This window comes from Providencia sp. PROV141, assembly GCF_028481645.1.
GTDB classification, from domain to species: domain Bacteria; phylum Pseudomonadota; class Gammaproteobacteria; order Enterobacterales; family Enterobacteriaceae; genus Providencia; species Providencia rettgeri.
The window spans coordinates 1-23,656 of the sequence record NZ_JAMPPR010000027.1 but is presented as its reverse complement, the minus strand read 5'-3'; the positions used below and the strand labels follow the sequence as shown (position 1 = coordinate 23,656).

The window sequence follows — 23,656 nt, the reverse complement described above, 5'->3', positions numbered from 1 at the left end:
TTTAGCATGCCTGTCATTATTTGAAATACACATTTTCTCTTTTCATTATTGATTGGCAAGGAAACAGTTATGACTGGTAATTTTATGAAATCCCTTTTAGCTGTCACGGTAAGTACTTTAATTTTAGGAAGTGCAATCCCTGCCTACGCGGCTGATAAAAATGATGCGGTGTCAGAAAACCGTGCGGCGCAAGGTGATATCACAAAATTTGGTGGTGCGCGTCGTTTAGCGACAGAGCAAACTGATATCATGAAAGCGGCACTTCACAATGGCCAAGCCAAAAATGTGATTTTGTTTATTGGTGATGGTATGGGTGACTCAGAGATAACCGTTGCTCGTAACTATGCAGAAGGTGCTTCAGGGTTCTTTAAAGGTATCGATGCCCTACCAATTACAGGCCAATATACCCATTATGCGTTAGATAAGAAAACACAAAAACCAGACTATGTGACTGACTCTGCAGCGTCTGCCACGGCGTGGTCTTCTGGTGTAAAAACCTACAATGGTGCATTAGGGATTGATGTATTTGGTAACGACCATGAGACATTAATTGAGATAGCTAAACGTAATGGTAAAGCGACGGGTAACGTCACAACTTCTGAGATTCAAGACGCTACGCCAGCTGCACAGTTTTCACATGTGAGTGCGCGTAAATGTTATGGCCCAGAGGAAACCGCAGAAAAATGTGCGGCTAACGCGCTAGAAAATGGCGGTCGTGGTTCAATTTCAGAGCAACTGTTGGTAACTCGCCCAGACGTCACACTTGGTGGTGGAGCTAAGAGCTTCAAGCAAGAAGCAAAGGCGGGTGACTACAAAGGTAAAACGTTGGAGCAACAGGCGATTGAGCGTGGGTATAATATCGTGCGTGACGCTAAGTCATTAGACAGCATTACTGTTGCAAATCAAGATAAACCTGTTCTGGGCTTATTCCATGATGGCAACATGACTGTTGCATGGGAAGGCCCGAAAGCGGTTCATTACGGTAATATCAACAATGCGCCGTTAGAATGTAAACCGAATGCTAAGTTAGACCCGAATGCACCAACATTGGCTCAAATGACGAAAAAAGCGATTGAGCTGTTAGAAGTCAACCCAAATGGTTTCTTCTTGCAGGTTGAAAGCGCTTCTATCGATAAGCAAGACCATAAAGCAAATCCATGTGGTCAAATTGGTGAAACTGTCGCTCTCGACCAAGCTGTACAAGTCGGCTTAGATTTCGCTAAAAAACATGGTGATACATTAGTTATCGTGACTGCTGACCATTCACATTCAAGCCAAATTATTCCAGAAGGCACTAAGTCAACGGGTTTAACGCAAGCGTTGATTACTAAAGACGGTTCTGTGATGGTGGTAAATTACGGTAACTCTGAAGAAGATGATTCTCAAGAGCACACAGGTGCTCAGTTACGTGTGGCAGCTTATGGTCCACATGCGGCAAACGTAATGGGTCTGACTGACCAAACTGATTTGTTCTTTACCATGCGCGATGCAATGGGATTGAAGCAATAAACCAACCCTGTAGTAAAAATTCTCCGCAATAGGATGTTGCGGGGAGTTTTTTTATTTCTAGCTTTTTTTCTTATTTTTCAACCATTCCTCAATAAATGTACTAAACATTTGCACTTCTTTTTTTATTCATTATCTTGATAAATTGATTTATTAAATAACAATAAATGTGCTTATTCATAGGCACGAATAATGAGAATGACATAATGAGAGAAGTTCGCGAACTGCAACGAGAGGAAATCCCATCTGTTTGGTCTATCGACCGCACTGAATTAATTGAAAACCTTTATCTATATCAAAATGGTGAGTTGGTGCTATCCAAACAGCGGTTTGATATGAAAGGTTGGCCAGAAGGCGAACCTGAAGCTTATACCCCTCATTTGTTGGAAAGCTATGACCAAGGAGCGGTATTTCTTGGGGTTTTTGAGCAGGGCAAGCTAATTGCGGCCGCAAGTTTAGATAATGTGTGGCGCGGCGAGCAAAAAAATTTACTGCAGTTGTCTTTCCTGCATGTGAGCCATTCGTACCGAGGTAAAGGTTTAGCAGGGATGTTATTCCAACAATGTGTTGAAATGGCGAAACAAAAAGGGGCAAAAGGGTTATATATTTCTGCGACACCTTCAGAAAATACTGTGCATTTTTATCAACATCTCAGTTGTTCCTTAATTGCCCAACCTGACCCTGAATTGTTTGCATTGGAGCCCGAAGATATTCATTTTATTTATCTATTTCCGTAAGTTTGTATTTTGTAAAATAAGTGTTAATTTATAGCGTGGTGAAATAAAAAAGCATTGAAATTTACTAGAAACCAGATATGATTGATAATCATTATCATTTAAGGGTGTTGAGGTCACTATGCCAACTAGCATATCAAAAACCACAGGTTTAAGGCGTATAGGCGCTGGCCTTTGGGGTGTTTTTGCTGTGATATTGCTGAGCATTGCTTATATACTCAATAATATGGGCTTAGATAATCTAAAAATCATTATGATTACCATGATGGTAGCAACCGCTGGGATGCTATTTAATCGCGGTTCTCGTCGTTTATTGATTATCCCCGCAGTTATTTCACTCACATGTTTTATGATGGCCTTTGTTCTACAAAGGTAGTGCTATCATCTAATCAGTGATTAAATAGAACAAAATAGAGAATTAGGGCAGTGCTAGTCGTACAAGGAAGGTCAAATGGGCAGAGTATTATAAACAATGACTGACCAGTGGTGCGAAAGGGGGGACTTGAACCCCCACGTCCGAAGGACACTAACACCTGAAGCTAGCGCGTCTACCAATTCCGCCACCCTCGCAATACTGTCTTGTCAATACTAAATTATTGTGGTTTATACAAAGTTAGTGGTGCGAAAGGGGGGACTTGAACCCCCACGTCCATAGGACACTAACACCTGAAGCTAGCGCGTCTACCAATTCCGCCACCCTCGCAATACCTAACTAAACTTTGATTCATCAATGCTTCTAACCAGCAATAATGTGGTGCGGATTTTAGGCTAATTTCGACGAACGTCAATAATTTTTTTATGAAGTATTTTCGATTGATGAAAAAATGGCCGGTAAAGGATCACCAGCCAATGAGTAGCACGATCAATTGTGCTTTAATCTAAATTATTAGCGATTAAATTAACGCTTAACTGCTTGGTAAACTTTGAATTTTCCCGTTTTGGCAAGTACTTCGTGACTACCAAAAGCTTTATCAAGTAAATCAGGGTATGGTAAGAAGGCATTAGCCACGATGCGCAAACGTCCACCTTTTTTCAGGTATTTAGGGGCTTGGTAAATCATATTTTCAACCGCACGATAACTGGTGTTTAGGCCATCATGGAATGGTGGATTTGAAATAATCCAATCAAACTTATCGTTAATATCCGAGTAAGCATCACTTGCGATGACTCTGCCGACCAGTTTATTGGCCTCAAGAGTAGATGCTGCGGAATCAAGTGCAGACGCACTGACATCACTTAAAGTGAGCTTGATCTCTGAGTTTTGTGTGCCGATCACTGTAGCGATCACGCCATTACCACAGGCGAGATCAAGCAGATCACCGCTCATTGGATCAGTTAGCGTCGACAACAGTAGATCACTACCGATATCAAGCTCATTATGGCTAAATACCCCAGGTAATGCATTAATTCTAACATTATCAATTTGATAATGACGCCACCAGCGAGCAATATCAAAGGTTGTGGGTTGTTCTAATTCACCATAGTACAAGCCACAGCGGCGTGCAGAGTCGATTTTTTGTAAGCTAGCGATCCCTTCCATAATGGATTCGGCGCTTTTAACACCACTGCGATTCTCACCGACGATAAAAATTTGGCTACCCGCAGCAAGGTGAGTACAAAGGTCATCGAGTTGGAAGCAGGCTTCTTGCTTGTTTTTTTGCCAAAAATAAATGAGAGTATCGCAAGGCTGGATAAATTCTGCTGGGGTTGTGGCAGAGAATAACGCCATATCACCCATTAACGGTTGTAAGCGTTGCCAGTGATGATACTGGTTGGTGATGACGCGAACACTAGCTGCTTCTAAGGTTGCAGCAAGCTCATCCTGAATGTCACCAGCCAAAATGACATGACGATCTGTAAAATGTTCGAGATGGCGTTGAATAACTTCGCTGGCAGGTGTCAGTAATGACATATTCTGTCAATCTCCTAAAATAATAAAAAAACCGATGACATCTTACCAAAGATAAGAGAAATAGCATTGCTCTGTTGGCGCTATTAATCCCCTTTGATAAGATGTGGTTGTAAAATTGCGACTGGAAAATCAAATGACACGACGTGACAGGCTTTTAGAACAAATGGGGATCACTCAATGGATGGTGAGAAATCCTGCCGTGTTACGTGGTGAACGTGGTGTAAGGATCCCAGCGTCGACTAAGCTTATTATTATTACTGATGAGAACCTTGATTTAAATAGCCAATTGCTAAAAGATATTTTTCTTTCCATGAATATTGCACAGGACGATGTGGTTTGTGTCAATTCAGAGCAATTAGGTTTAATCCCAACACCAATAATAACACCATGTTGGGTATTAGGTGATGAAATCCAGCCTGAAGGTTCAAAAGTCATGTTTACTTCACCTGTTTTGTCTGAGCTAAGTACAAGCTGTGGCGCTAAACGGGCACTATGGAAACAAATTTATCAATATGATGAAAATTTCAACACTAAAGCAATCTGATCTCGCAACTGCGTACTTAATTGAGAAGTTAAGCCATGATTTTCCGTGGACTGAGAGAGTTTTTTATGGAAATCAAGGGGAAAAGTACCATAACTTGAAGATTTCTGTTAATAATCAAATTATTGGTTATGCGATAACACAATGTGTTCTTGATGAGGCGACCCTATTCAATATTGCTATTCACCCTGATTACCAAGGGAAAGGGTATGGCCGTTTATTGCTAGAAGAGCTTATCAAGGAACTCATAAAGAAAGGCATTCTCACATTATGGTTAGAAGTGAGGGAATCAAATGCATCAGCTTTGCATTTATACGATAAGCTAGGTTTTCACCAAGTAACGGTACGTAAAGATTACTACCCTGCCAAAAAAGGCCGAGAAGATGCTTTAGTACTTGCTTTAACTCTATTTTCCGATGAATAAATTTAAGTAACAAATAATTTATTACTAATATAATTAAAACCCCAATATGTTGTCAGACATACTGGGGTTTGTGCTTTTAGTGACGATTATTTTTCAATTTCAGGAAGAATAGGTTTACTAATTATTTGGATATTATCTTTTAACTCTTTTTTTGCCGCAGCTTGTGCGTTGATTTCTTCATTGAGGCCTTTATAGGTGGAATAACACATAATTAGCATCATGATGGATAATGGCACCGCCATAGCAACCAGTGCAGATTGCAAACCAGATAATCCACCAGTCATAATGAGCACGATCGCGATTGCTGCAATAATGATTCCCCAAATGGTTTTAGTGACATGAGAAGGATTCGGGTTCCCATTTTCGCTGACCATTCCCAGTACAAATACCGCTGAGTTAGCAGAAGTAATAAAGAAAATCAGCACTAAGACAATGGCTAAAACACTAATAAATGTTGATGCAGGGAAATAGTCCAAGAACTTAAACAATGCAGATGTGACATCGGTTTTTACGGCATCAGCCAGTGCTGTTTGGCCTAGATTTTGAATAAGATGGATTGCTGACCCACCCATGACCGCAAACCAAGCAAAAGCACTTAATACAGGAATAAACACCGCGCCAATCATAAACTCTTTAATTGTTCTTCCTTTCGATATACGAGCGACAAAGCTCCCAACTAACGGCGCCCATGCAATCCACCAGCCAAAGTAAAACAATGTCCAGTTAGCAATCCAAGTACCGTCATTATAGGGTTCAGTGCGAAATGACATGCTGACAAAATTTTGGACGTAGTCACCAATACCTTGGAATAAAACTTTTAAGATAGTTTGGGTGGGGCCAGAGAGAAAGATGAATGCCATCAATCCTAGAGCAAGTATGATATTTAAGTTTGATAGGTGTTTGATTGCGCCTTGTAACCCGGAAATTGTCGAAGCAACATAAACAACAGTAATGATAGCAATTAAACCAATTTGTACATAAATACTAATGGGCAATCCCCATAAGTAATTCATACCACTGTTAACTTGTAGTGTACCAAAGCCTAATGATGTGGCGATACCAATAACGACGGATAACATCACCAATACATTGATCCATTTCCCGACAGACCCGTAGATCCGATCCCCAATTAAGGGATAGAAAACAGAACTGAGTGATGACGGGAGCTTTTTCCTAAATTGGAAATAGCCCAAAGCCACACCGACGAGTGCATAACACGCCCATGCGGAAACCCCCCAGTGCAGATAGACATATTGCATGGCCGCTTTGGCCGACTGTTCTGTTGAACCTTGACCAACGGGTGGGCTGATATAATAGGAAACAGGCTCTGCCACTCCCCAGAACATCAAACTGATACCAATTGAGGCACTGAATAACATCGCAATCCAAGTGACTGTGCTGTATTCCGGCTTATCATTGTCATCACCAAGACGTATGTGACCAAATTTGGAAAATCCAAGAAACATACAGAAGCTGAAAAAGATAAAAACGGAACCGAGGATAAACCAACCTAGGTTGTTATAGATAAAACTTAAGGCGGAATGTGAAAAAGCTTCCAGTTTATCAGGAATAAATGCACCAAAGCTGATTAACGCCAGACTAAAGGCTAGCGACACGTAAAATACGGATTTTTTGTGATTCATCATACCTCTTCTCCAGTTGCTCACTTATTTTTCTTTTATGAGAGTTGGTTTGCAGGGAATACTCGTTTTGTTTTTAAGGGTACTTTTTTGTTAAATGCTACTTTTGGTTTACAAAGAATAGCCATGCAAAGATTACGTAGTCAACAAGTAATTAACTAATTATTAACAGTTGCAATAATTATTGTTAATTCAACTCATTGTTATAAAACAAATAAATGTTATTGATTAAATTTTTGTCAATATTTCATTTGATCATTAATGCGATCTGCATTAACATTCCTGAAAAAGATGTTAACTATAAGTTTACATAAGTGAGGGCAATTATGAGCAATGCAGCTAAAGTCATTTCGATTAATGATCACCTTGATATTGATAACGCATGGACAATCCCTGCTCGTTATTACACGTCTAATGATGTTTTTGAGTATGAAAAAGAAAAAATATTTGCTAATTCATGGGTTTGTGTCGCTCATGTTAGTGAGGTAAGAGAAAAAAATTCGTATATCACTCGTGAGCTCATTGGCGAAAGCCTCGTGATTGTTCGTGGTCGTGATGATGTATTGCGTGGTTTTTATAATGTCTGTCCACACCGTGGACACCAGTTGATCAGCGGTGAAAGTGGTAAAGTCAAAAATGTGATTACTTGCCCTTACCATGCGTGGGCATTCAAGCTAGATGGTCAACTAGCACATGCGACCAATTGTGAGAATGTGAACAATTTTGAAGCAGATGCAATGTCACTGAGTAGCTTCCATGTTATTGAGCATGCAGGGTTTATCTATGTAAATATGACGGCTGGTGAACCTCAACCTATTGAAGAGCAACTTCCTGGCTTAGCCGAAAAAATGCAAGAAGCGTGTGCGGTGATCAGCGATTTAAAACTGGCCGCTCGTTTTGTTAGTCATACACCAGCCAATTGGAAAACCATCGTTGATAACTATATTGAGTGTTATCACTGCCCAACTAACCATGTGAGCTTTGCAAGTTCCGTTGATGTCAACGTATACGAACACCAATTATTGGATAATTGGACTGTTCAAATTGGCAAGGCAAAACCTTCCGAATCATCTTATCAGTTCGATGAATCTGTACTCGACCCGCGTTTCTTTGGCTTCTGGATTTGGCCTAGCACCATGTTTAATATGCCTCCAGGCGGGGATTTCATGACGGTTATCTATGAATTCCCTGTTAATGCAGGGGAAACCTTGCAGCACTATGATATTTATTTCCTCAATGAAGAGCTTACCGAGTATCAGAAAAACCTAGTTGAATGGTATCGCACTGTATTCCGTCCAGAAGATCTTCGCTTGGTAGAAAGTGTACAAAAAGGATTGCGATCACGGGGCTACCGAGGCCAAGGACGCATTATGGCTGACAGGCAGCGTAGTGGAATTAGCGAACATGGCGTCGCCCATTTCCATAAAATTGTCGCCGGCGCACATACTGAGTAATCACGCTATTCATGAAAAATAAAAGGAGAAGTCACAAATGCATCATTTAACTCACCCTGCGCTATTTCGTCAGTCATGCTACATCAATGGGCAATGGGTTGATTCAGATAAGAAAATCCCTGTGACTAATCCTGTTGACCAATCTGTGCTGGGAACGATTCCCAGCCTGTCGGCTGCACAAGTGGATGACGCTATTGAACAAGCGCATGCCGCAATGGATGGTTGGAGCCAACTGACCGCCAAAGCACGTTCTGTCATTCTACGTCGTTGGTTTGAATTGATAGAGGCCAATGTTGACGATTTGGGGCGCTTGATGACCCTAGAACAAGGCAAGCCATTGCACGAAGCAAAAGGTGAAATTCGTTATGCCGCTTCTTTTATTGAATGGTTTGCAGAAGAGGGAAAACGTGTTTATGGGGAAACCATCCCTCAAACGGTGGGAAGTAACCGTCTTTCGACAATCAAGCAGCCGATCGGTGTTTGCAGTGCGATTACTCCGTGGAATTTTCCTGCAGCGATGATCACCCGTAAAGCGGCTCCAGCACTGGCTGCGGGTTGTAGTATCATCATCAAGCCAGCGACTGAAACGCCTTTTACGGCACTCGCCCTCGCTCAATTGGCCGATGAAGCGGGTATTCCCGCAGGGATATTTAACATCATTACTGGGGATTCTCGTGTTCTAGGTGAACGTCTAACTAAACATGAGCTTATCAGCAAGTTTTCATTCACCGGTTCAACGCAAGTTGGTCGAGTATTGTCTGAGCAGTGTGCATCGACAATTAAGAAAACGTCACTCGAACTGGGAGGAAATGCGCCTTTTATTGTTTTTGAAGATGCAGATATTGATAAAGCGGTAAAAAGTGCGGTGCAAGCTAAGTTTCGTAATGGCGGGCAAACCTGTGTTTGTGTGAACCGTTTTTATCTTCAAGATGCTATTTTCGATGAATTTCAATCCAAGTTCGTTGCAGAAGTCGCCAAATTGCAAGTCGGTAATGGCCTTGAAATAGGAACGGATATTGGGCCTATGATCACGACACGTGCCATTGATGGTATGAATGAGTTGCTACAGGATGCACTCGCGAAAGGGGCACATCAATTAACCTTAGGCAGCGAAGTGGCGGAGTATGGCAATTTCTTTAATCCAAAAGTCCTTGTTGATGTTGATGACTCAATGAGGATTGTTCATGAAGAAATCTTTGGTCCCATTGCAACATTAATTCGTTTTAGTGATGAAAATGAAGTAATTACTCGTGCCAATAATACGATTTATGGCTTAGCGGCTTATTTCTTTTCTCGTGATGTTAGCCGTGTTTACCGCGTTGCTGAAAAACTGCAAAGTGGCATGGTCGGTATCAATACAGGCTTAATTTCTAATGAAGTTGCTCCTTTTGGAGGAGTAAAACAATCAGGTTTAGGAAAAGAAGGCTCTCGATATGGCATTGAGGATTATTTAAGTACTAAGTATCTGTGTTTAGATATTGAATAATGAGAGGGTCACTGTGATGAACCAACAAAAAATTGCAGTCAATGTCAGTCGAATTGAGCAAATTAGCCCAAATATCAAAATGTTCGAGTTTGTTGCACAAGAGGGCGCGCTAATGCCTTTTAGTGCAGGTAGTCATGTCACCGTTCATATGGGTGAGCAGGCTGGTTTGCAACGTGCATATTCATTAATCAGTGACCCACAGCAATGTGGAAGCTATTGCATTTCAGTCTTACGTGATGAAAATTCGAAAGGCGGTTCGGCATTTATGCATGAGCACCTATCTGCTGGGGATAGTTTATATTTGTCCCCAGCGCAGAATTTTTTCTCATTAGCTGCGGATAACCAATGTAAGCATATTTTGATCGCAGGTGGGATTGGGATCACGCCTTTTCTTTCTTATCTCTATGAGTTAGAAGAAAATGAAATGGATTTTGAGCTTCATTACTGTTTTCGTGATAGCGCAACAGCGGCATTTCTTGAACATTTACAACAGCGTATTGGCTCGCGTTTATTTCTTTATGACAGCAGCCAAGGGCAGCGAATGTCTGTCGAACAATTGGTTAAAGCACAAGCGAGTAATAGCCATCTGTATGTATGTGGCCCTCAATCATTAATTAATGAGGTGATTGAAAAGGGCCATCAGCACCTTGGTGAATCACAGGTTCATTTTGAAAATTTTGGCGAAATTGCCAGTGAAGGGGATTCATTTGAGGTCTATTTTCAACGTTCAGGCTTTAGTTTGGAAGTGGGTAGAGATGAGTCTATTTTACAGGTAATCGAAGCTGATAAGCGCATTAACGTGGAATGTTTATGCCGTAATGGGGTTTGTGGGACTTGTGAGACGGCGATACTTGAGGGAGAGGCGGACCACCGTGACCACTACCTTGATGATGATGAAAAAGCTGAACAAAAAACGATGATGTTGTGTGTGTCGCGAGCTAAATCTAAACGATTAGTTCTTGATTTATAACCAAAGCTGCCCCGCTTTAGCCATAAGTGGGGCAAGATACTGGTTTTAAATATCTTTTAATTCAAACATTAAAAAAGGTTGTTTTTCATCATTAAAGTGTTGATAAGCTGTAATTTGCTTATCTTGAAAAACGATTTGCCCCCGTCCAGTGCGAAATACTTCATCTAACCAAGGCTTATGGTTTATCACTAATTGATACAATAAACGTTGTAGTTCAAGGTAATCTATTTCAGTCGATTGGTTGTGTAAGTTGCTGGCTAATATTTCACCTGCCTTATCTGTGAATACAACTAAATGATTGAAATGAGATAATAAAACATCAAAATAACATTTGATTTTACGCAGGCGTAGTTCGGTATTTTTACGTTCTGTGTTGTCTAAGCTGATCCCAACCAGCTTTGTCACTTTACCATTAGGACCTTTGACTCCTGTCGCTCGGGAGGTGATCCAGCGGTAATCGCCTTCCCAGTTAATTTTAAAATCCATTTCATGGGCACCACCTTCACGGATAATTTTGGAATATCCATTGACCAATTTCTCTTTAGAGTCGTGGCTCATTAAGGCCCAGAAATCGTCATTACTGGTAATTTTGATGCCATATACGGCTTCAACGTTGTCCGAGTAGTTCAATTCCCCAGTTAATAAGTCCCACTCCCATGTCACGATATCTGCCGATTCTTGAAGGTGGACTTCGTTGATGTTGCGCATGACACCTGAATTGCTAACAGTAACTTGGTTATTGGTATATTCACCGTATTTCAACCATATTTTGTCGACATCTAATAACGTGGCGAGCTTTTCAAGATTATCTTCATCAATCATACCGCCTTTTGTCCACTTATTAACCGCCGTTCGCGAAACACCAAGGGCTTCAGCTGCCTTTAATTGACTCATTTTTTTCTGTTTTAGCAATTTCAACAAACGTTCTTTGAATGTCTCTGTTTCTGTCATCAATTCATGTTTACCTTATAACTTATGGGGTTAACTAAAAACCATGTGATAAGTGAGTCGCAAGGTATTGCTCTAGATTTTCGATAAAGACTCTAAGATTAGCACTCGTTCGGAGACTTCTCGAATATACAGCATAAACATCTGCGGTTTGATGCCATTGCGGTAATACTCGTACTAATTGACCAGACTGTAACTCAGGCTGCACACTCCATTGGGAGCGCAATAGGATCCCTTCACCACTTAAACACCACTGTTTGGCGACTTCACCATTGTTGACGGTTAATTTGCTATTAGGGGTGACCGTCATACTTTCTTGCTGTTGTTCAAGCTTCCATACTGCGGGGGCTTGGTTGCGCTCTTTAATCGCAATACAAAAGTGTTTTTGTTCTAGCTCTTGTGGATATTTTGGATAGCCGTGTGTTGCTAAATAGGTTGGCGAAGCGCACAGAATTCGTTGGTTTTGTGCAATTCGCCTAGCAATAAATTGCTCTGCTATTGCACCGCCAATACAGATATCAACATCAATGTTTTCACTAATAATATCGACAGACTTATCGGTTAAAGTGAGATCAATGCCTAATAAAGGATAATTCCCCCGTAGTGTGAGGATAAACGGGTTAATATAAGTACTGCCAAACCCTGTGCTACAACTGATACGCAGTGAGCCGCGGATCTCTTCACGACAGGCGTTGAGTTGCTGTTGCATCTGTTCCAATTCAGCTAGCATCACTTCACTGCTACGTAAAATAATTTGCCCTTCGTGAGTTAGTTTAATTGAGCGAGCAGTCCTAAAAAATAAAGTTTGTCCTAAATTTTCTTCTAGTAATTTAATGCGTTTAGAAACATAAGCTGGGGACACTAACAGCTGTGAAGCCGCTTGAGAGAAACTCATCAAGCGGGCAACTGTGACAAAAACGCGGATATCCTCTAACGAAGGAAGCTTGTTCATAGTTTGTAAACCTAAGGATTACACTTCATATCTATACTTTATCACAGCAACCCCTAAACTGGAGAACAAACAGACATAATTCATTTATCAGAGGTTTTCACAATGTCACAATTTAATATAGCGGTTATTCCTGGTGATGGTATTGGTACCGAAGTGATCCCTGAAGGATTAAAAGTATTAGTAGCAGCAGCCAATAAACACAATGTAAAACTTAACTTTACCCATTTTGATTGGTCGTGCGAAACCTATCACCGTACTGGGCGCATGATGCCTGAAGATGGCTTAGAACAGTTGCAAAAATTTGATGCGATTTTCCTCGGCGCGGTAGGGTTCCCTGGTGTTCCTGATCATATTTCATTATGGGGGCTGCTATTACCCATCCGCCGCGCTTTTAACCAATATGTTAACTTACGCCCTGTACGCTTATTTGATGGCATTAAATGCCCACTAGCAGATAAAAAACCGGGAGATATTGATTTTTATGTCGTGCGTGAAAACGTTGAAGGGGAATATTCTGCGATTGGCGGTATTCAGTACGAAGGTACGGATGAAGAAATGGTATTGCAACAAAGTATTTTTACCCGTAAAGGTACCGACCGTATCTTAAAATATGCTTTTGATTTGGCGCAGTCACGTGAGAAAAAACATTTAAGTTCAGCGACGAAATCTAATGGGTTATTTCATTCAATGCCTTATTGGGATAGCCGTGTAGCCGAAATGGCGAAGCAATACCCAGATATCAAAGTTGACCAATTCCATATTGATATTTTTGCAGCAAACTTAGTGAGAATGCCAGAGTTCTACGATGTGATTGTTGGGTCAAACCTGTTTGGTGATATTTTGTCTGATTTAGGGCCTGCTTGTACCGGAACTATTGCGATTGCGCCATCGGCCAATATTAACCCAGAAAAACAATTCCCATCGATGTTTGAGCCTGTTCACGGGTCAGCACCTGATATCGCAGGGCAAAATATTGCCAACCCGATTGGTACGATTTGGGCAGCCGCCATGATGATGCAGCATTTGGGGTGCCCCGAGATGCATGATTCTATCATGTCCGCAGTAGAAACAGCGATTAAACAACGTCAACATTTGACTCGCGATATGGGAGGTAATGCCAGTACACAGGCGCTAGGGGATGAAATTACCCGTTTAGTCAGTGCCTAAAGGCGGTGTTTATTGAGTCAATTTAGTGAGCCATCGGGGGACTGTTTTGCCTGTTCCTCGATGCTTTGATTGTTAATACCCCCAAGATCTGCGAAAATATCCGCCAATTTTGATTAACAAGACGGATTTGCGACGCCAAGAGCCACATTGAGCCTCTTCGAATGCTTATACAAATCTGTATATAAACGAAAAGAACGGTTAAATGACAGATCAGAACTTTCTCCATGAAGTTAGCACACGCAGAACGTTTGCTATCATATCCCACCCCGATGCGGGTAAAACCACAATCACTGAAAAAGTGTTATTGTTCGGGCATGCTATTCAACGTGCAGGTACGGTAAAAGGCCGTGGCTCTAATCAACACGCTAAATCTGACTGGATGGAAATGGAAAAGCAGCGTGGTATTTCGATTACTACCTCTGTCATGCAGTTTCCTTATAATGATTGTCTTGTTAACTTACTGGATACCCCAGGTCACGAAGACTTCTCTGAAGATACTTATCGTACATTAACGGCAGTTGACTGCTGCTTGATGGTGATTGACTCAGGTAAAGGGGTTGAAGACCGGACACGTAAACTGATGGAAGTCACCCGTCTACGTGACACCCCAATTTTAACTTTCATGAATAAATTGGACCGTGATATTCGTGACCCGATGGAATTAATGGATGAAGTGGAAAATGAGCTGAAAATTGCTTGTTGTCCAATCACATGGCCTATCGGTTGCGGTAAATTATTCAAGGGTGTTTATCATTTATTACGTGATGAAACAATCCTATACCAAACAGGCCAAGGGCATACGATTCAAGAAGTCCGTATAATTAAAGGGTTAAACAACCCCGATCTCGATGCAGCTGTTGGTGAGGAATTAGCCGCGCAGTTACGCGATGAGTTGGAATTGGTTCAAGGGGCATCCCATGAATTTGACCATGAAGCATTCTTACAGGGTGAATTAACCCCTGTCTTTTTCGGCACTGCGTTAGGTAACTTTGGTGTTGACCATATGTTAGATGGCCTAGTGGAATGGGCTCCACAGCCGCAACCTCGCCAAACAGATTTACGCCAAGTTAATGCGACAGAAGAAAAGTTCACCGGTTTCGTATTTAAAATCCAAGCGAATATGGACCCGAAACACCGTGACCGTGTTGCATTTATGCGTATTGTTTCAGGTACTTATGAAAAGGGTATGAAACTACGCCAAGTGCGTATCAAAAAAGACGTGGTCATTTCTGATGCTTTAACCTTTATGGCGGGGGATCGCTCTCAGGTCGAAAACGCCTATGCAGGGGATATCATTGGGTTACATAACCATGGCACGATTCAAATCGGTGATACCTTCACGCAAGGTGAAGAACTCAAGTTTACGGGGATTCCTAACTTTGCCCCTGAATTATTCCGCCGTATTCGTTTACGTGACCCATTGAAACAAAAACAACTGTTAAAAGGCCTCGTTCAGTTATCTGAAGAGGGAGCGGTACAGGTTTTCCGCCCGTTAACTAACAATGATTTAATTGTTGGTGCGGTAGGGGTGCTGCAGTTTGACGTGGTAGTTTCGCGTTTGAAAAGCGAATATAACGTTGAAGCTATTTATGAAGCCGTTAACGTTTCTACTGCGCGTTGGGTTGAGTGTGATGATGCGAAGAAATTCGAAGAGTTTAAACGCAAAAATGAGCAAAACTTAGCCCTTGATGGTGGCGATAACTTATCTTATATCGCACCGACTATGGTAAATCTTAACCTCACCAGTGAACGTTACCCTGACGTTAAATTCCGTAAAACACGCGAACACTAATTGCGTTGATGACCCACGACTAACAATAGTCAGTGGGTCATCTTATTTCGAACTTCATTTAAAGCTACTTTTCCTGTTTTTTGGTGCTTATCATCAAGAATATTCTGTCTTTATTACCTTTCTCTTTATTTTTTATATTTTTTTACTTAGGCTATATTATTCGTTGTCCATTGCAGTGAAAGGAAGGTTTTTATGAAAAAAGCAAAACTATTGAGCGTGTTAGGAGTTATTGGGTTGAGCTGGGCGCTCGCAGCTTGTAGCTCATCATCGGATAGTGCTTTGAAAAAACAAGCTTCAGAAACGTGGGACAGTGCATCTAAGACAGTGGAAATGGCCGGTAAAGATACTGGAAATGCCATTTCGAGTGGCGCTAAAAATACCGGTGAGTACATTGATGACTCAGCGATTACTGCGGATGTAAAAGGAAAATTACTGGGTACGAAAGGCATTTCAAGTAACAGCGTATCAGTCAAAACCGTCAATGGTGTTGTTTACTTATCCGGTTTCGTAAAATCAGCCGATCAGATGGATAAAATTACCCAAGTTGCATCCCAAGTTAACGGGGTGAAATCAGTGCAAAATGGTTTAGTGATTGCTAACTAATCTATAAATAAATGTCTCAATAGCTCATATTGCTGAATATTTATTGTACAATCTCGATAGAATGGGCTTTCAAAAGGAAGCTCATTCTGTTTTTGAGCTATTTCAAATGAATTTCTGCCATCCAGAGGCATTATGGGAAAACACGTTTCAGTTACACTCGGCACGATTGAGCCGCTAGCATTCTTTGATAATATCAACTCGGGAAAAACTGCCCTGATTTGTGAAGGTGGCGGTCAACGAGGGATTTTTACTGCGGGTGTACTGGATGAGTTTCTTATTTCTGACTTCAACCCTTTTGATCTGATGATAGGTACTTCAGCAGGGGCTCAAAACCTGTCTGCGTATATTTGTGGGCAAGCGGGTTATGCGCGCCGTGTGATCACTCGCTATACGACCAATTCGGCATTTTTTAATCCACTACGTTTTATCCGTGGAGGCCATCTGATTGATTTAGATTGGCTCGTCGACACCACAGCAAAAGAATTCCCATTACGTATACAAGCAGGGCTCGATTTATTAAATTCAGGTCGTGAATTCTATATGGGAGCAAGCCGCAGTGATGATTTTTCGGCTGCTTTTCTAAAGCCGGATGCCGACAACTGGCTCGATATTATTCGTGCATCCAGCGCTATTCCGGGTTTTTATCGGGAAGGTGTTGAATTTGATGGCACGCTTTATCAAGATGGTGGCATTAGTGCTGCTATCCCAGTTGAAGAGGCATACCGCCGCGGTGCAGAGACTATTGTGGTGATCCGTACCGTTCCTTCCCAAATGTATTTTACCCCTGAATGGGTGAAAAGAATGACTCGGTGGCTGGAAGGGGATAAGAATGGCCTACAACGTATGGCCGCGATGCTAAAAGTTCATCTGAAAAGCTACCGTAGAACACAAGAATTTATTGAAAATCCACCAAAAGATGTACAGGTCTTTGAGATTTATCCACCTGTTCCACTGAAAAGCAGTGCGCTGGGCAGTAAGGTGTCTTCGCTTAATCAAGATTACCATACGGGGCGCCGGTGTGGCCGCTATTTTATTGCAGCACTGGGTGATGCCTTTGACCACAACACAAATCGCTTTAGCCATACTTTGGCACAGAAGATTGAGTCTAACCCACTCGATATTCAGCTTGAGCCACAAGTACCAAATGAACTTATTCCGGAATTGGTGACGGAGCCTGTTACATCAATGCCTTTGGCCGCAATATCAGCAAATGAAAATCGTGATGGCTAAACATCAATTTATCGATACCCATTGCCATTTTGATTTTCCACCTTTTAGTGACTCCTTCACTGAAAGTTTGCAGCTTGCTCAACAAAGTGGCGTGAGTGATATTGTTATTCCTACCGTGAGTGTGGATAATTTTGCACGAGTTTGGCAACTGGCACAGCAATATCCGCAGTTACATGCCGCCATGGGGTTTCATCCGTTATATTTGAGCCAATTTCAAGAGAAACACATTGATATTTTGGTTGATTATCTTAACCAAAAAAATAAAAAGTGTGTAGCGATAGGGGAAATTGGGCTCGACCTCTATATGCAAAACCCTCAGTTTGAACGCCAGCAAGGGGTGTTGTCCGCACAATTGAAGCTAGCGAAACAGTTTGATTTACCGGTTATTTTGCATTCACGTAAAAGTCATGACCCACTAGCGGCGATGCTGCGTCGTTTTGATGTTCCTGCTCGTGGAGTCGTACATGGCTTTGCTGGTAGCCTATCTCAAGCACAAGCCTTTGTTAAACTTGGTTATTATATTGGTGTCGGTGGGACAATTACCTATGAAAGAGCGAATAAAACTCGCTATGTGATGTCACAACTTCCTTTGACTTCATTATTATTCGAAACGGATGCCCCTGATATGCCTGTTTCAGGTTTCCAAGGCGAGCCAAATCGGCCTGAACGTATTGAGTGGGTTTTTCGTTCATTATGTGAGCTTCGCCACGAATCCCCTGCAGAAATAGCCCAACAACTTTACAACAATAGTTTGTCGTTATTTAATCTTTCCCAGTAAAACTGCATACATAATCATAAATAATATTTATATAATTTCATTAATTAGCTATTTAAATCTATTTGGTTTTTATTGTGATTAATTGGGACTTTAGTGCCTTTCCAGACTAAACTGAGTTGATTTTGTGATTTTTGTCACATTGTGTGAATTTTTGTTGTTTATTGCAGTATGTATTTGTGATGAGTATTGCGGGTTATTGGTGATGACTAGGTATAATCATCAAATTAAGAGTCAAGGCGACTTACACGTTTCCTTATATATCAACCTAAAATAAAGTGAACAGGGATCCTTCCATGCAGCTCATTATGAGTATTATCGGAATGGCGGTACTTATCGCGATAGCTATTCTATTTTCCAGCAATCGCCGAGCAATTAGGCTACGCACAGTTGGCGGCGCATTTTTAATTCAATTAGCCATTGGTGCATTTGTTCTTTATGTTCCAGCGGGGCGTAGTGTGCTCCAAGGGATGTCTGACGCGGTTTCTAAAGTTATTGGATATGGCCAAGATGGGATGAGCTTCATCTTTGGTGGCCTAGTTTCCGATAAAATGTTTGAGCTGTTTGGTGGCGGTGGTTTTATTTTTGCTTTCCGCGTTTTGCCAATCATTGTTTTCTTCTCTTCATTGATTGCTGTCCTTTACTACTTAGGGATCATGCAGTTAGTGATTAAAATACTTGGTGGTGGCCTACAAAAAATATTGGGAACCTCAAGAACAGAATCGTTATCTGCGACAGCAAATATCTTTGTTGGGCAAACGGAAGCGCCATTGGTTGTTCGTCCTTACATTGCAACAATGACGACATCAGAGTTATTTGCCATTATGTGTGGTGGTTTAGCGTCTGTCGCGGGTTCAGTTTTGGCGGGTTATGCACAAATGGGTGTACCGATGGAATACCTGATTGCTGCTTCCTTTATGGCCGCTCCAGGTGGTTTGTTATTTGCCAAGCTGATGGTTCCAGAAACAGAAGATGTAAAAGATAGGGTTGATGCGACAGATTTAGTCGCTGAAGATGAACGCCCTGCCAATATCATTGATGCGGCCGCTTCTGGGGCATCATCCGGGATGCAACTAGCGCTGAACGTGGGTGCAATGTTATTGGCGTTTATCGCTTTAATTGCATTGATCAATGGTATCTTAGGTGGCATTGGTGGCTGGTTTGATTATCCGCAGCTGTCACTGGAACTATTGTTAGGTTGGTTATTTGCCCCAATCGCATACTTAATTGGTGTGCCGTGGAGTGAAGCGACAATTGCCGGTTCTTTCATCGGCCAAAAAATTGTCGTGAATGAGTTTGTTGCATTCATGAACTTTGGTGAATATATGAAAGCGGATGCTGAAGTACTGGCGGCAGGTAAACAAGTACTTTCTGACCATACTAAAGCGATTATTTCATTTGCATTATGTGGTTTTGCTAACCTTTCATCCGTCGCTATCTTACTCGGTGGTTTAGGCGGAATGGCGCCAAATCGCCGTGGTGATGTTGCTCGTTTAGGTATGAAAGCGGTTATGGCCGGTACCCTGTCTAACTTAATGAGTGCAACGATTGCTGGCTTTTTCTTGACGCTAGGCGCAGCGGCAGTCATTTAAATTATATTGGCTATCAACCAATTCAATTAGACGGAAGGGGAATAATCCTTCCGTTTTCATTTTGATTCGCTATATTCTTTTGTGACTTTTTATATCAATCGTAAATTTTCAACTATTCTTAACTTAGTCAATTAATGATAAAGAATACATTGAAAAGCCATTTGAGAGAAAAATGGATGGCGAGAGAAGGTATAATTAGATGTAGATCACATTTTTTATTTTAATAATGTAACATTCAGTCGATTAATGTGATTTGTAGCACATAAAATGGCACCATTCCATGGTCAAATAGGCATTAGTAAGCTGCTATGGAACTGCTAGTTCTCAGAGTCTAGGACTCTAGGGCATGATGCGGTGAGAAGGATCTCAGCTGCTCAGTTCGGAAAGCATCCGACTAGCATCTTTAAGGAACCAAGCCCGCTCGCCAACAAAGAACGTGTCGTTCTGAAGAATTAACAACGTTGGAGAGTTATATGACTGATTTAAAAGCGGCCGCACAACGCGCGCTGTCCCTTATGGATTTAACCACTTTAAATGATGACGATACTGATGCGAAAGTCATCGCACTGTGCCATCAGGCGAAAAGCCCTGCAGGCAATACGGCAGCAATCTGTATTTATCCTCGTTTTATTCCAATCGCACGTAAAACATTACGTGAGCAAGGCACTCCAGATGTACGAATTGCAACGGTCACAAATTTCCCTCACGGTAACGATGATATTGATATCGCATTAGCTGAAACTAAAGCGGCGATTGCTTACGGTGCGGACGAAGTTGACGTGGTATTCCCTTATCGCGCATTGATTGCCGGTAATGAGCAAATTGGTTTTGACTTAGTGAAAGCCTGTAAAGATGCTTGCGCAGCAGCCAATGTGTTGTTGAAAGTGATCATTGAAACAGGTGAGTTAAAAGATGCAGCATTAATCCGTAAAGCTTCTGAAATTTCCATTAAAGCGGGCGCAGATTTTATTAAAACGTCAACAGGTAAAGTGCCTGTTAATGCAACATTAGAAAGCGCAGAAATCATGATGCAAGTTATCCATGATATGGGCGTGAAAAAAACAGTAGGTTTTAAACCCGCTGGTGGCGTACGTACCGCAGAAGAAGCGGCAGAATACTTAGCGTTAGCTGGTCGAATTTTAGGTGATGATTGGGCAGATAGCCGCCATTTCCGTTTTGGTGCTTCTAGCTTATTAGCAAATTTATTAAATACGCTGGGTTTTGACGTTAAAAAATCAAGCAGCAGCTATTAATTTTCGCAATATCGTTAGCCGATAAATTCGACTTTAAAGGAGCATATTGTGTTTCTGGCACAAGAAATTATCCGTAAAAAACGTGATGGTAAGCCATTAAGCGAAGAAGAGATTCGTTTCTTTATCAATGGTGTTCGCGATAACTCAGTTTCAGAAGGTCAAATTGCTGCATTGGCAATGACTATCTATTTTAATGATATGACCATGCCTGAGCGTGTTGCATTAACGCTAGCCATGCGTGATTCAGGAACTGTTCTGAACTGGAAATCACTCAATCTCAATGGCCCATTAGTTGATAAACATTCAACTGGCGGTGTGGGTGATGTCACTTCATTAATGCTCGGCCCAATGGTCGCAGCGTGTGGTGGCTATGTACCGATGATCTCAGGTCGTGGTTTAGGCCACACCGGTGGCACATTAGATAAACTCGAAGCGATCCCTAATTTCGATATTTTCCCAGATGATGTTCGTTTCCGTGACATTATTAGAGATGTCGGGGTAGCAATTATTGGGCAAACCAATTCATTAGCACCTGCAGACAAACGTTTTTATGCAACCCGTGATATCACAGCAACAGTGGATTCCATTCCGTTAATTACAGCTTCGATCTTAGGTAAAAAATTGGCTGAAGGCCTTGATGCTCTAGTGATGGACGTTAAAGTTGGCTCAGGTGCATTTATGCCAACTTATGAGAAGTCAGAACAGTTAGCTGAGTCTATTGTTAAAGTTGCGAATGGGGCAGGTTGTAAAACCACCGCATTATTGACTGACATGAATGAAGTGTTGGCATCCAGTGCCGGTAACGCTGTTGAAGTACGTGAAGCTGTACAATTTTTGACAGGTGAATATCGTAATCCACGTCTTTATGAAGTCACCATGGCATTATGCGTAGAAATGTTAGTGTCTGGTTCATTAGCCGCAAACCGCGAAGAAGCACGTCAAAAATTACAGGCAGTATTAGACAATGGTAAAGCGGCTGAAGTGTTTGGCCGTATGGTTGCAGCGCAAAAAGGGCCTGCTGATTTTGTTGAAAATTACAACAAATACTTGCCAACTGCGGTACTGAGCAAAGCGGTTTATGCACCAAAAGACGGCATTATCACGCAAATGGATACCCGTGCGCTGGGAATGTCTGTCGTGACTTTAGGTGGTGGTCGTCGTAAAGCGACAGACCCAATTGATTATAGTGTTGGTTTGAGTGATATCGCTGCGTTAGGTGCCAAAGTGGATACCCAAACGCCACTGGCAATTATCCATGCAAATAGTGAAAAAGCGTGGGAAGAAGCAGCGAAGGAAGTGCGTGAAGCGATGGTGATTGGAGATAAAGCACCTGAAGCAACACCAATGGTTTATCGCCAAATCAGCGAGTAATACACAAGATTTTAGTGGTATATCGTATTTAAAAATACCGCAGGAGAAAAATATGAAACGCACATTTATTATGGTTTTGGATTCCTTTGGGATCGGTGCTGCACACGATGCACATAAATTTGGTGATGAAGGCTCAAATACGTTGGGTCACATTGCAGATGCTTGCGCACGCGGCGAAGCGGATATTGGTCGTAAAGGGCCTCTGCATTTACCGAATTTAACAAAATTAGGTTTAGGTAAAGCAGGAGAGGAATCAAGCGGTTCATTCCCTGCGGGCCTTGATCCTAATGCAGAAATTATTGGCGCATACGCTTATGCGAGCGAAATTTCTTCGGGTAAAGATACTCCGTCAGGTCACTGGGAAATTGCGGGTGTGCCTGTCCTATTTGATTGGGGTTATTTCTCTGATGAAGAAAACAGCTTCCCACAAGAACTGCTGGATACTTTAGTCGAGAAAGCAAATTTGCCGGGCTATTTAGGTAACTGCCATTCATCCGGTACAGTTATCCTCGATCAACTGGGTGAAGAGCACATGAAAACCGGTAAACCGATTTTCTATACCTCTGCTGACTCCGTATTCCAAATTGCGTGTCACGAAGAAACTTATGGCTTAGATAAACTGTATGAGCTGTGCGAAATCGCACGTGAAGAGTTAACCAAAGGTGGTTATAACATTGGTCGTGTTATCGCGCGTCCATTTGTTGGTGACAAAGCGGGTAACTTCACACGTACAGGTAACCGTCATGACTTAGCGGTAGAGCCACCGGCACCGACTGTGTTGAAAAAACTGGTTGATGAAAAACAAGGTGAAGTGGTTTCTATCGGTAAAATTGCTGATATTTACGCTCATGTTGGTATCACTAAGAAAATTAAAGCCACAGGTATTGATGCACTGTTCGATGCAACGGTAGAAGAAATGAAACTGGCGGGTGATAACACCATCGTTTTCACTAACTTTGTGGACTTTGACTCAGCATACGGCCACCGCCGTGATGTGGCTGGTTATGCCGCAGCATTAGAATTGTTCGACCGTCGTTTACCTGAACTAATGAAATTAGTGAAAGAAGATGACATTCTGATTTTAACGGCTGACCACGGTTGTGACCCAACTTGGCCAGGTACAGACCATACCCGTGAGCACATCCCAGTGCTGATTTATGGACCAAAAGTGAAACCAGGTTCATTAGGTCACCGTGAAACGTTCGCGGACATAGGGCAGACAGTTGCTAAGTACTTTGATTTGTCGCCGATGGAGTATGGTAAACCAATGCTCTAACACCCATTACCCGTCATTCTTTGAGCTGTC

At 41.9% G+C, this 23,656-nt stretch carries 21 protein-coding genes and 2 tRNA genes; 17 read left to right on the top strand and 6 right to left on the bottom strand.

Going from position 1 to position 23,656, the window contains the following annotated elements; translation table 11 throughout:
- Positions 1–69: 69 nt before the first annotated feature.
- The 3 genes from phoA to PSF09_RS18260 all read left to right on the top strand — a co-directional run bounded on the left by phoA (position 70) and on the right by PSF09_RS18260 (position 2,616).
- Positions 70–1,509, top strand: a complete 1,440-nt coding sequence (gene phoA / locus PSF09_RS18270) for an alkaline phosphatase (RefSeq protein WP_272665666.1) — start codon at positions 70–72, stop codon at positions 1,507–1,509.
- 203 nt (positions 1,510–1,712) lie between these two features.
- On the top strand, positions 1,713–2,243 hold the full coding sequence (locus PSF09_RS18265; protein WP_272665664.1) for a GNAT family N-acetyltransferase: 531 nt from the start codon (positions 1,713–1,715) through the stop codon (positions 2,241–2,243).
- Between the two features lie 118 nt (positions 2,244–2,361).
- Positions 2,362–2,616, top strand: coding sequence for a DUF1435 family protein (locus PSF09_RS18260; RefSeq protein ID WP_272665662.1), 255 nt, complete (start codon positions 2,362–2,364; stop codon positions 2,614–2,616).
- A gap of 108 nt (positions 2,617–2,724) precedes the next feature.
- Here PSF09_RS18260 and PSF09_RS18255 read toward each other — a convergent pair.
- The 3 genes from PSF09_RS18255 to rsmC all read right to left on the bottom strand — a co-directional run bounded on the left by PSF09_RS18255 (position 2,725) and on the right by rsmC (position 4,152).
- Positions 2,725–2,810: transfer RNA gene (locus PSF09_RS18255), tRNA-Leu, on the bottom strand.
- A 47-nt stretch (positions 2,811–2,857) separates the two neighbouring features.
- Positions 2,858–2,943, bottom strand: a tRNA-Leu gene (locus tag PSF09_RS18250).
- 195 nt (positions 2,944–3,138) lie between these two features.
- A complete protein-coding gene (rsmC, locus tag PSF09_RS18245) occupies positions 3,139–4,152 on the bottom strand; it encodes a 16S rRNA (guanine(1207)-N(2))-methyltransferase RsmC (RefSeq protein WP_272684283.1) in 1,014 nt (337 codons plus the stop codon).
- A gap of 133 nt (positions 4,153–4,285) precedes the next feature.
- Here rsmC and PSF09_RS18240 point away from each other — a divergent pair, with 133 nt between their 5' ends.
- Both PSF09_RS18240 and rimI read left to right on the top strand, forming a co-directional pair.
- On the top strand, positions 4,286–4,696 hold the full coding sequence (locus tag PSF09_RS18240; protein ID WP_210837042.1) for a DNA polymerase III subunit psi: 411 nt from the start codon (positions 4,286–4,288) through the stop codon (positions 4,694–4,696).
- Positions 4,665–5,117, top strand: coding sequence for a ribosomal protein S18-alanine N-acetyltransferase (rimI, locus tag PSF09_RS18235; protein WP_196718586.1), 453 nt, complete (start codon positions 4,665–4,667; stop codon positions 5,115–5,117). Before PSF09_RS18240 ends, rimI begins: the two co-directional genes overlap by 32 nt.
- Positions 5,118–5,203: 86 nt before the next feature.
- On the opposite strand, the gene PSF09_RS18230 is transcribed toward rimI, so the two are convergent.
- Positions 5,204–6,763, bottom strand: coding sequence for a BCCT family transporter (locus PSF09_RS18230; protein ID WP_210837043.1), 1,560 nt, complete (start codon positions 6,761–6,763; stop codon positions 5,204–5,206).
- A gap of 320 nt (positions 6,764–7,083) precedes the next feature.
- Here PSF09_RS18230 and PSF09_RS18225 point away from each other — a divergent pair, with 320 nt between their 5' ends.
- From PSF09_RS18225 to PSF09_RS18215, 3 genes are read left to right on the top strand one after another with little or no spacing between them, the layout of a single operon-like run.
- On the top strand, positions 7,084–8,211 hold the full coding sequence (locus PSF09_RS18225) for an aromatic ring-hydroxylating oxygenase subunit alpha (protein ID WP_272684282.1): 1,128 nt from the start codon (positions 7,084–7,086) through the stop codon (positions 8,209–8,211).
- Between the two features lie 37 nt (positions 8,212–8,248).
- Positions 8,249–9,697, top strand: a complete 1,449-nt coding sequence (locus tag PSF09_RS18220) for an NAD-dependent succinate-semialdehyde dehydrogenase (protein WP_272665656.1) — start codon at positions 8,249–8,251, stop codon at positions 9,695–9,697.
- A gap of 16 nt (positions 9,698–9,713) precedes the next feature.
- The gene (locus PSF09_RS18215) at positions 9,714–10,667 is read left to right on the top strand and encodes a PDR/VanB family oxidoreductase (protein ID WP_210837046.1); all 954 of its coding nucleotides are present in this window, start codon (positions 9,714–9,716) and stop codon (positions 10,665–10,667) included.
- A gap of 45 nt (positions 10,668–10,712) precedes the next feature.
- Here PSF09_RS18215 and PSF09_RS18210 read toward each other — a convergent pair whose 3' ends face one another.
- Both PSF09_RS18210 and PSF09_RS18205 read right to left on the bottom strand, forming a co-directional pair.
- Positions 10,713–11,618 carry a helix-turn-helix domain-containing protein gene (locus tag PSF09_RS18210; protein ID WP_210837047.1) on the bottom strand — a complete coding sequence of 302 codons (906 nt, stop codon included), beginning with the start codon at positions 11,616–11,618 and terminating at the stop codon, positions 10,713–10,715.
- Between the two features lie 34 nt (positions 11,619–11,652).
- Positions 11,653–12,567, bottom strand: coding sequence for a LysR substrate-binding domain-containing protein (locus tag PSF09_RS18205; RefSeq protein ID WP_272665652.1), 915 nt, complete (start codon positions 12,565–12,567; stop codon positions 11,653–11,655).
- A gap of 102 nt (positions 12,568–12,669) precedes the next feature.
- Here PSF09_RS18205 and PSF09_RS18200 point away from each other — a divergent pair, with 102 nt between their 5' ends.
- The 9 genes from PSF09_RS18200 to deoB all read left to right on the top strand — a co-directional run bounded on the left by PSF09_RS18200 (position 12,670) and on the right by deoB (position 23,626).
- Positions 12,670–13,734, top strand: coding sequence for a tartrate dehydrogenase (locus tag PSF09_RS18200; protein ID WP_004914795.1), 1,065 nt, complete (start codon positions 12,670–12,672; stop codon positions 13,732–13,734).
- A 202-nt stretch (positions 13,735–13,936) separates the two neighbouring features.
- Entirely contained in the window at positions 13,937–15,526 is a 1,590-nt protein-coding gene (gene prfC, locus PSF09_RS18195) for a peptide chain release factor 3 (protein WP_272665650.1), read from the top strand.
- A 192-nt stretch (positions 15,527–15,718) separates the two neighbouring features.
- Positions 15,719–16,129, top strand: coding sequence for a BON domain-containing protein (locus PSF09_RS18190; protein WP_115166591.1), 411 nt, complete (start codon positions 15,719–15,721; stop codon positions 16,127–16,129).
- Between the two features lie 132 nt (positions 16,130–16,261).
- Positions 16,262–17,359 carry a patatin-like phospholipase family protein gene (locus PSF09_RS18185; protein ID WP_272684281.1) on the top strand — a complete coding sequence of 366 codons (1,098 nt, stop codon included), beginning with the start codon at positions 16,262–16,264 and terminating at the stop codon, positions 17,357–17,359.
- Positions 17,352–18,137 (top strand): TatD family hydrolase, encoded by a 786-nt coding sequence (locus tag PSF09_RS18180; protein ID WP_272684280.1) that lies wholly within the window; start codon positions 17,352–17,354, stop codon positions 18,135–18,137. The genes PSF09_RS18185 and PSF09_RS18180 overlap by 8 nt, the downstream gene beginning before the upstream one ends.
- Before the next feature lie 305 nt (positions 18,138–18,442).
- Complete coding sequence (locus tag PSF09_RS18175) at positions 18,443–19,726, top strand: NupC/NupG family nucleoside CNT transporter (protein WP_272665677.1); 1,284 nt, start codon at positions 18,443–18,445, stop codon at positions 19,724–19,726.
- Between the two features lie 473 nt (positions 19,727–20,199).
- Positions 20,200–20,979, top strand: coding sequence for a deoxyribose-phosphate aldolase (deoC, locus tag PSF09_RS18170; RefSeq protein ID WP_112307952.1), 780 nt, complete (start codon positions 20,200–20,202; stop codon positions 20,977–20,979).
- A gap of 48 nt (positions 20,980–21,027) precedes the next feature.
- A complete protein-coding gene (gene deoA / locus PSF09_RS18165) occupies positions 21,028–22,350 on the top strand; it encodes a thymidine phosphorylase (protein WP_272665645.1) in 1,323 nt (440 codons plus the stop codon).
- A gap of 52 nt (positions 22,351–22,402) precedes the next feature.
- Positions 22,403–23,626 (top strand): phosphopentomutase, encoded by a 1,224-nt coding sequence (deoB, locus tag PSF09_RS18160; protein ID WP_272665644.1) that lies wholly within the window; start codon positions 22,403–22,405, stop codon positions 23,624–23,626.
- Positions 23,627–23,656 lie beyond the last annotated feature (30 nt).

Excerpts from the sequence above, each read along its gene's own strand:
- phoA (WP_272665666.1), top strand. The coding sequence starts at position 70 with ATGACTGGTAATTTTATGAAATCCCTTTTAGCTGTCACGGTAAGTACT.
- PSF09_RS18265 (WP_272665664.1), top strand. The coding sequence starts at position 1,713 with ATGAGAGAAGTTCGCGAACTGCAACGAGAGGAAATCCCATCTGTTTGG.
- PSF09_RS18260 (WP_272665662.1), top strand. The coding sequence starts at position 2,362 with ATGCCAACTAGCATATCAAAAACCACAGGTTTAAGGCGTATAGGCGCT.
- rsmC (WP_272684283.1), bottom strand. The coding sequence starts at position 4,152 with ATGTCATTACTGACACCTGCCAGCGAAGTTATTCAACGCCATCTCGAA.
- PSF09_RS18240 (WP_210837042.1), top strand. The coding sequence starts at position 4,286 with ATGACACGACGTGACAGGCTTTTAGAACAAATGGGGATCACTCAATGG.
- rimI (WP_196718586.1), top strand. The coding sequence starts at position 4,665 with ATGATGAAAATTTCAACACTAAAGCAATCTGATCTCGCAACTGCGTAC.
- PSF09_RS18230 (WP_210837043.1), bottom strand. The coding sequence starts at position 6,763 with ATGATGAATCACAAAAAATCCGTATTTTACGTGTCGCTAGCCTTTAGT.
- PSF09_RS18225 (WP_272684282.1), top strand. The coding sequence starts at position 7,084 with ATGAGCAATGCAGCTAAAGTCATTTCGATTAATGATCACCTTGATATT.
- PSF09_RS18220 (WP_272665656.1), top strand. The coding sequence starts at position 8,249 with ATGCATCATTTAACTCACCCTGCGCTATTTCGTCAGTCATGCTACATC.
- PSF09_RS18215 (WP_210837046.1), top strand. The coding sequence starts at position 9,714 with ATGAACCAACAAAAAATTGCAGTCAATGTCAGTCGAATTGAGCAAATT.
- PSF09_RS18210 (WP_210837047.1), bottom strand. The coding sequence starts at position 11,618 with ATGACAGAAACAGAGACATTCAAAGAACGTTTGTTGAAATTGCTAAAA.
- PSF09_RS18205 (WP_272665652.1), bottom strand. The coding sequence starts at position 12,567 with ATGAACAAGCTTCCTTCGTTAGAGGATATCCGCGTTTTTGTCACAGTT.
- PSF09_RS18200 (WP_004914795.1), top strand. The coding sequence starts at position 12,670 with ATGTCACAATTTAATATAGCGGTTATTCCTGGTGATGGTATTGGTACC.
- prfC (WP_272665650.1), top strand. The coding sequence starts at position 13,937 with ATGACAGATCAGAACTTTCTCCATGAAGTTAGCACACGCAGAACGTTT.
- PSF09_RS18190 (WP_115166591.1), top strand. The coding sequence starts at position 15,719 with ATGAAAAAAGCAAAACTATTGAGCGTGTTAGGAGTTATTGGGTTGAGC.
- PSF09_RS18185 (WP_272684281.1), top strand. The coding sequence starts at position 16,262 with ATGGGAAAACACGTTTCAGTTACACTCGGCACGATTGAGCCGCTAGCA.
- PSF09_RS18180 (WP_272684280.1), top strand. The coding sequence starts at position 17,352 with ATGGCTAAACATCAATTTATCGATACCCATTGCCATTTTGATTTTCCA.
- PSF09_RS18175 (WP_272665677.1), top strand. The coding sequence starts at position 18,443 with ATGAGTATTATCGGAATGGCGGTACTTATCGCGATAGCTATTCTATTT.
- deoC (WP_112307952.1), top strand. The coding sequence starts at position 20,200 with ATGACTGATTTAAAAGCGGCCGCACAACGCGCGCTGTCCCTTATGGAT.
- deoB (WP_272665644.1), top strand. The coding sequence starts at position 22,403 with ATGAAACGCACATTTATTATGGTTTTGGATTCCTTTGGGATCGGTGCT.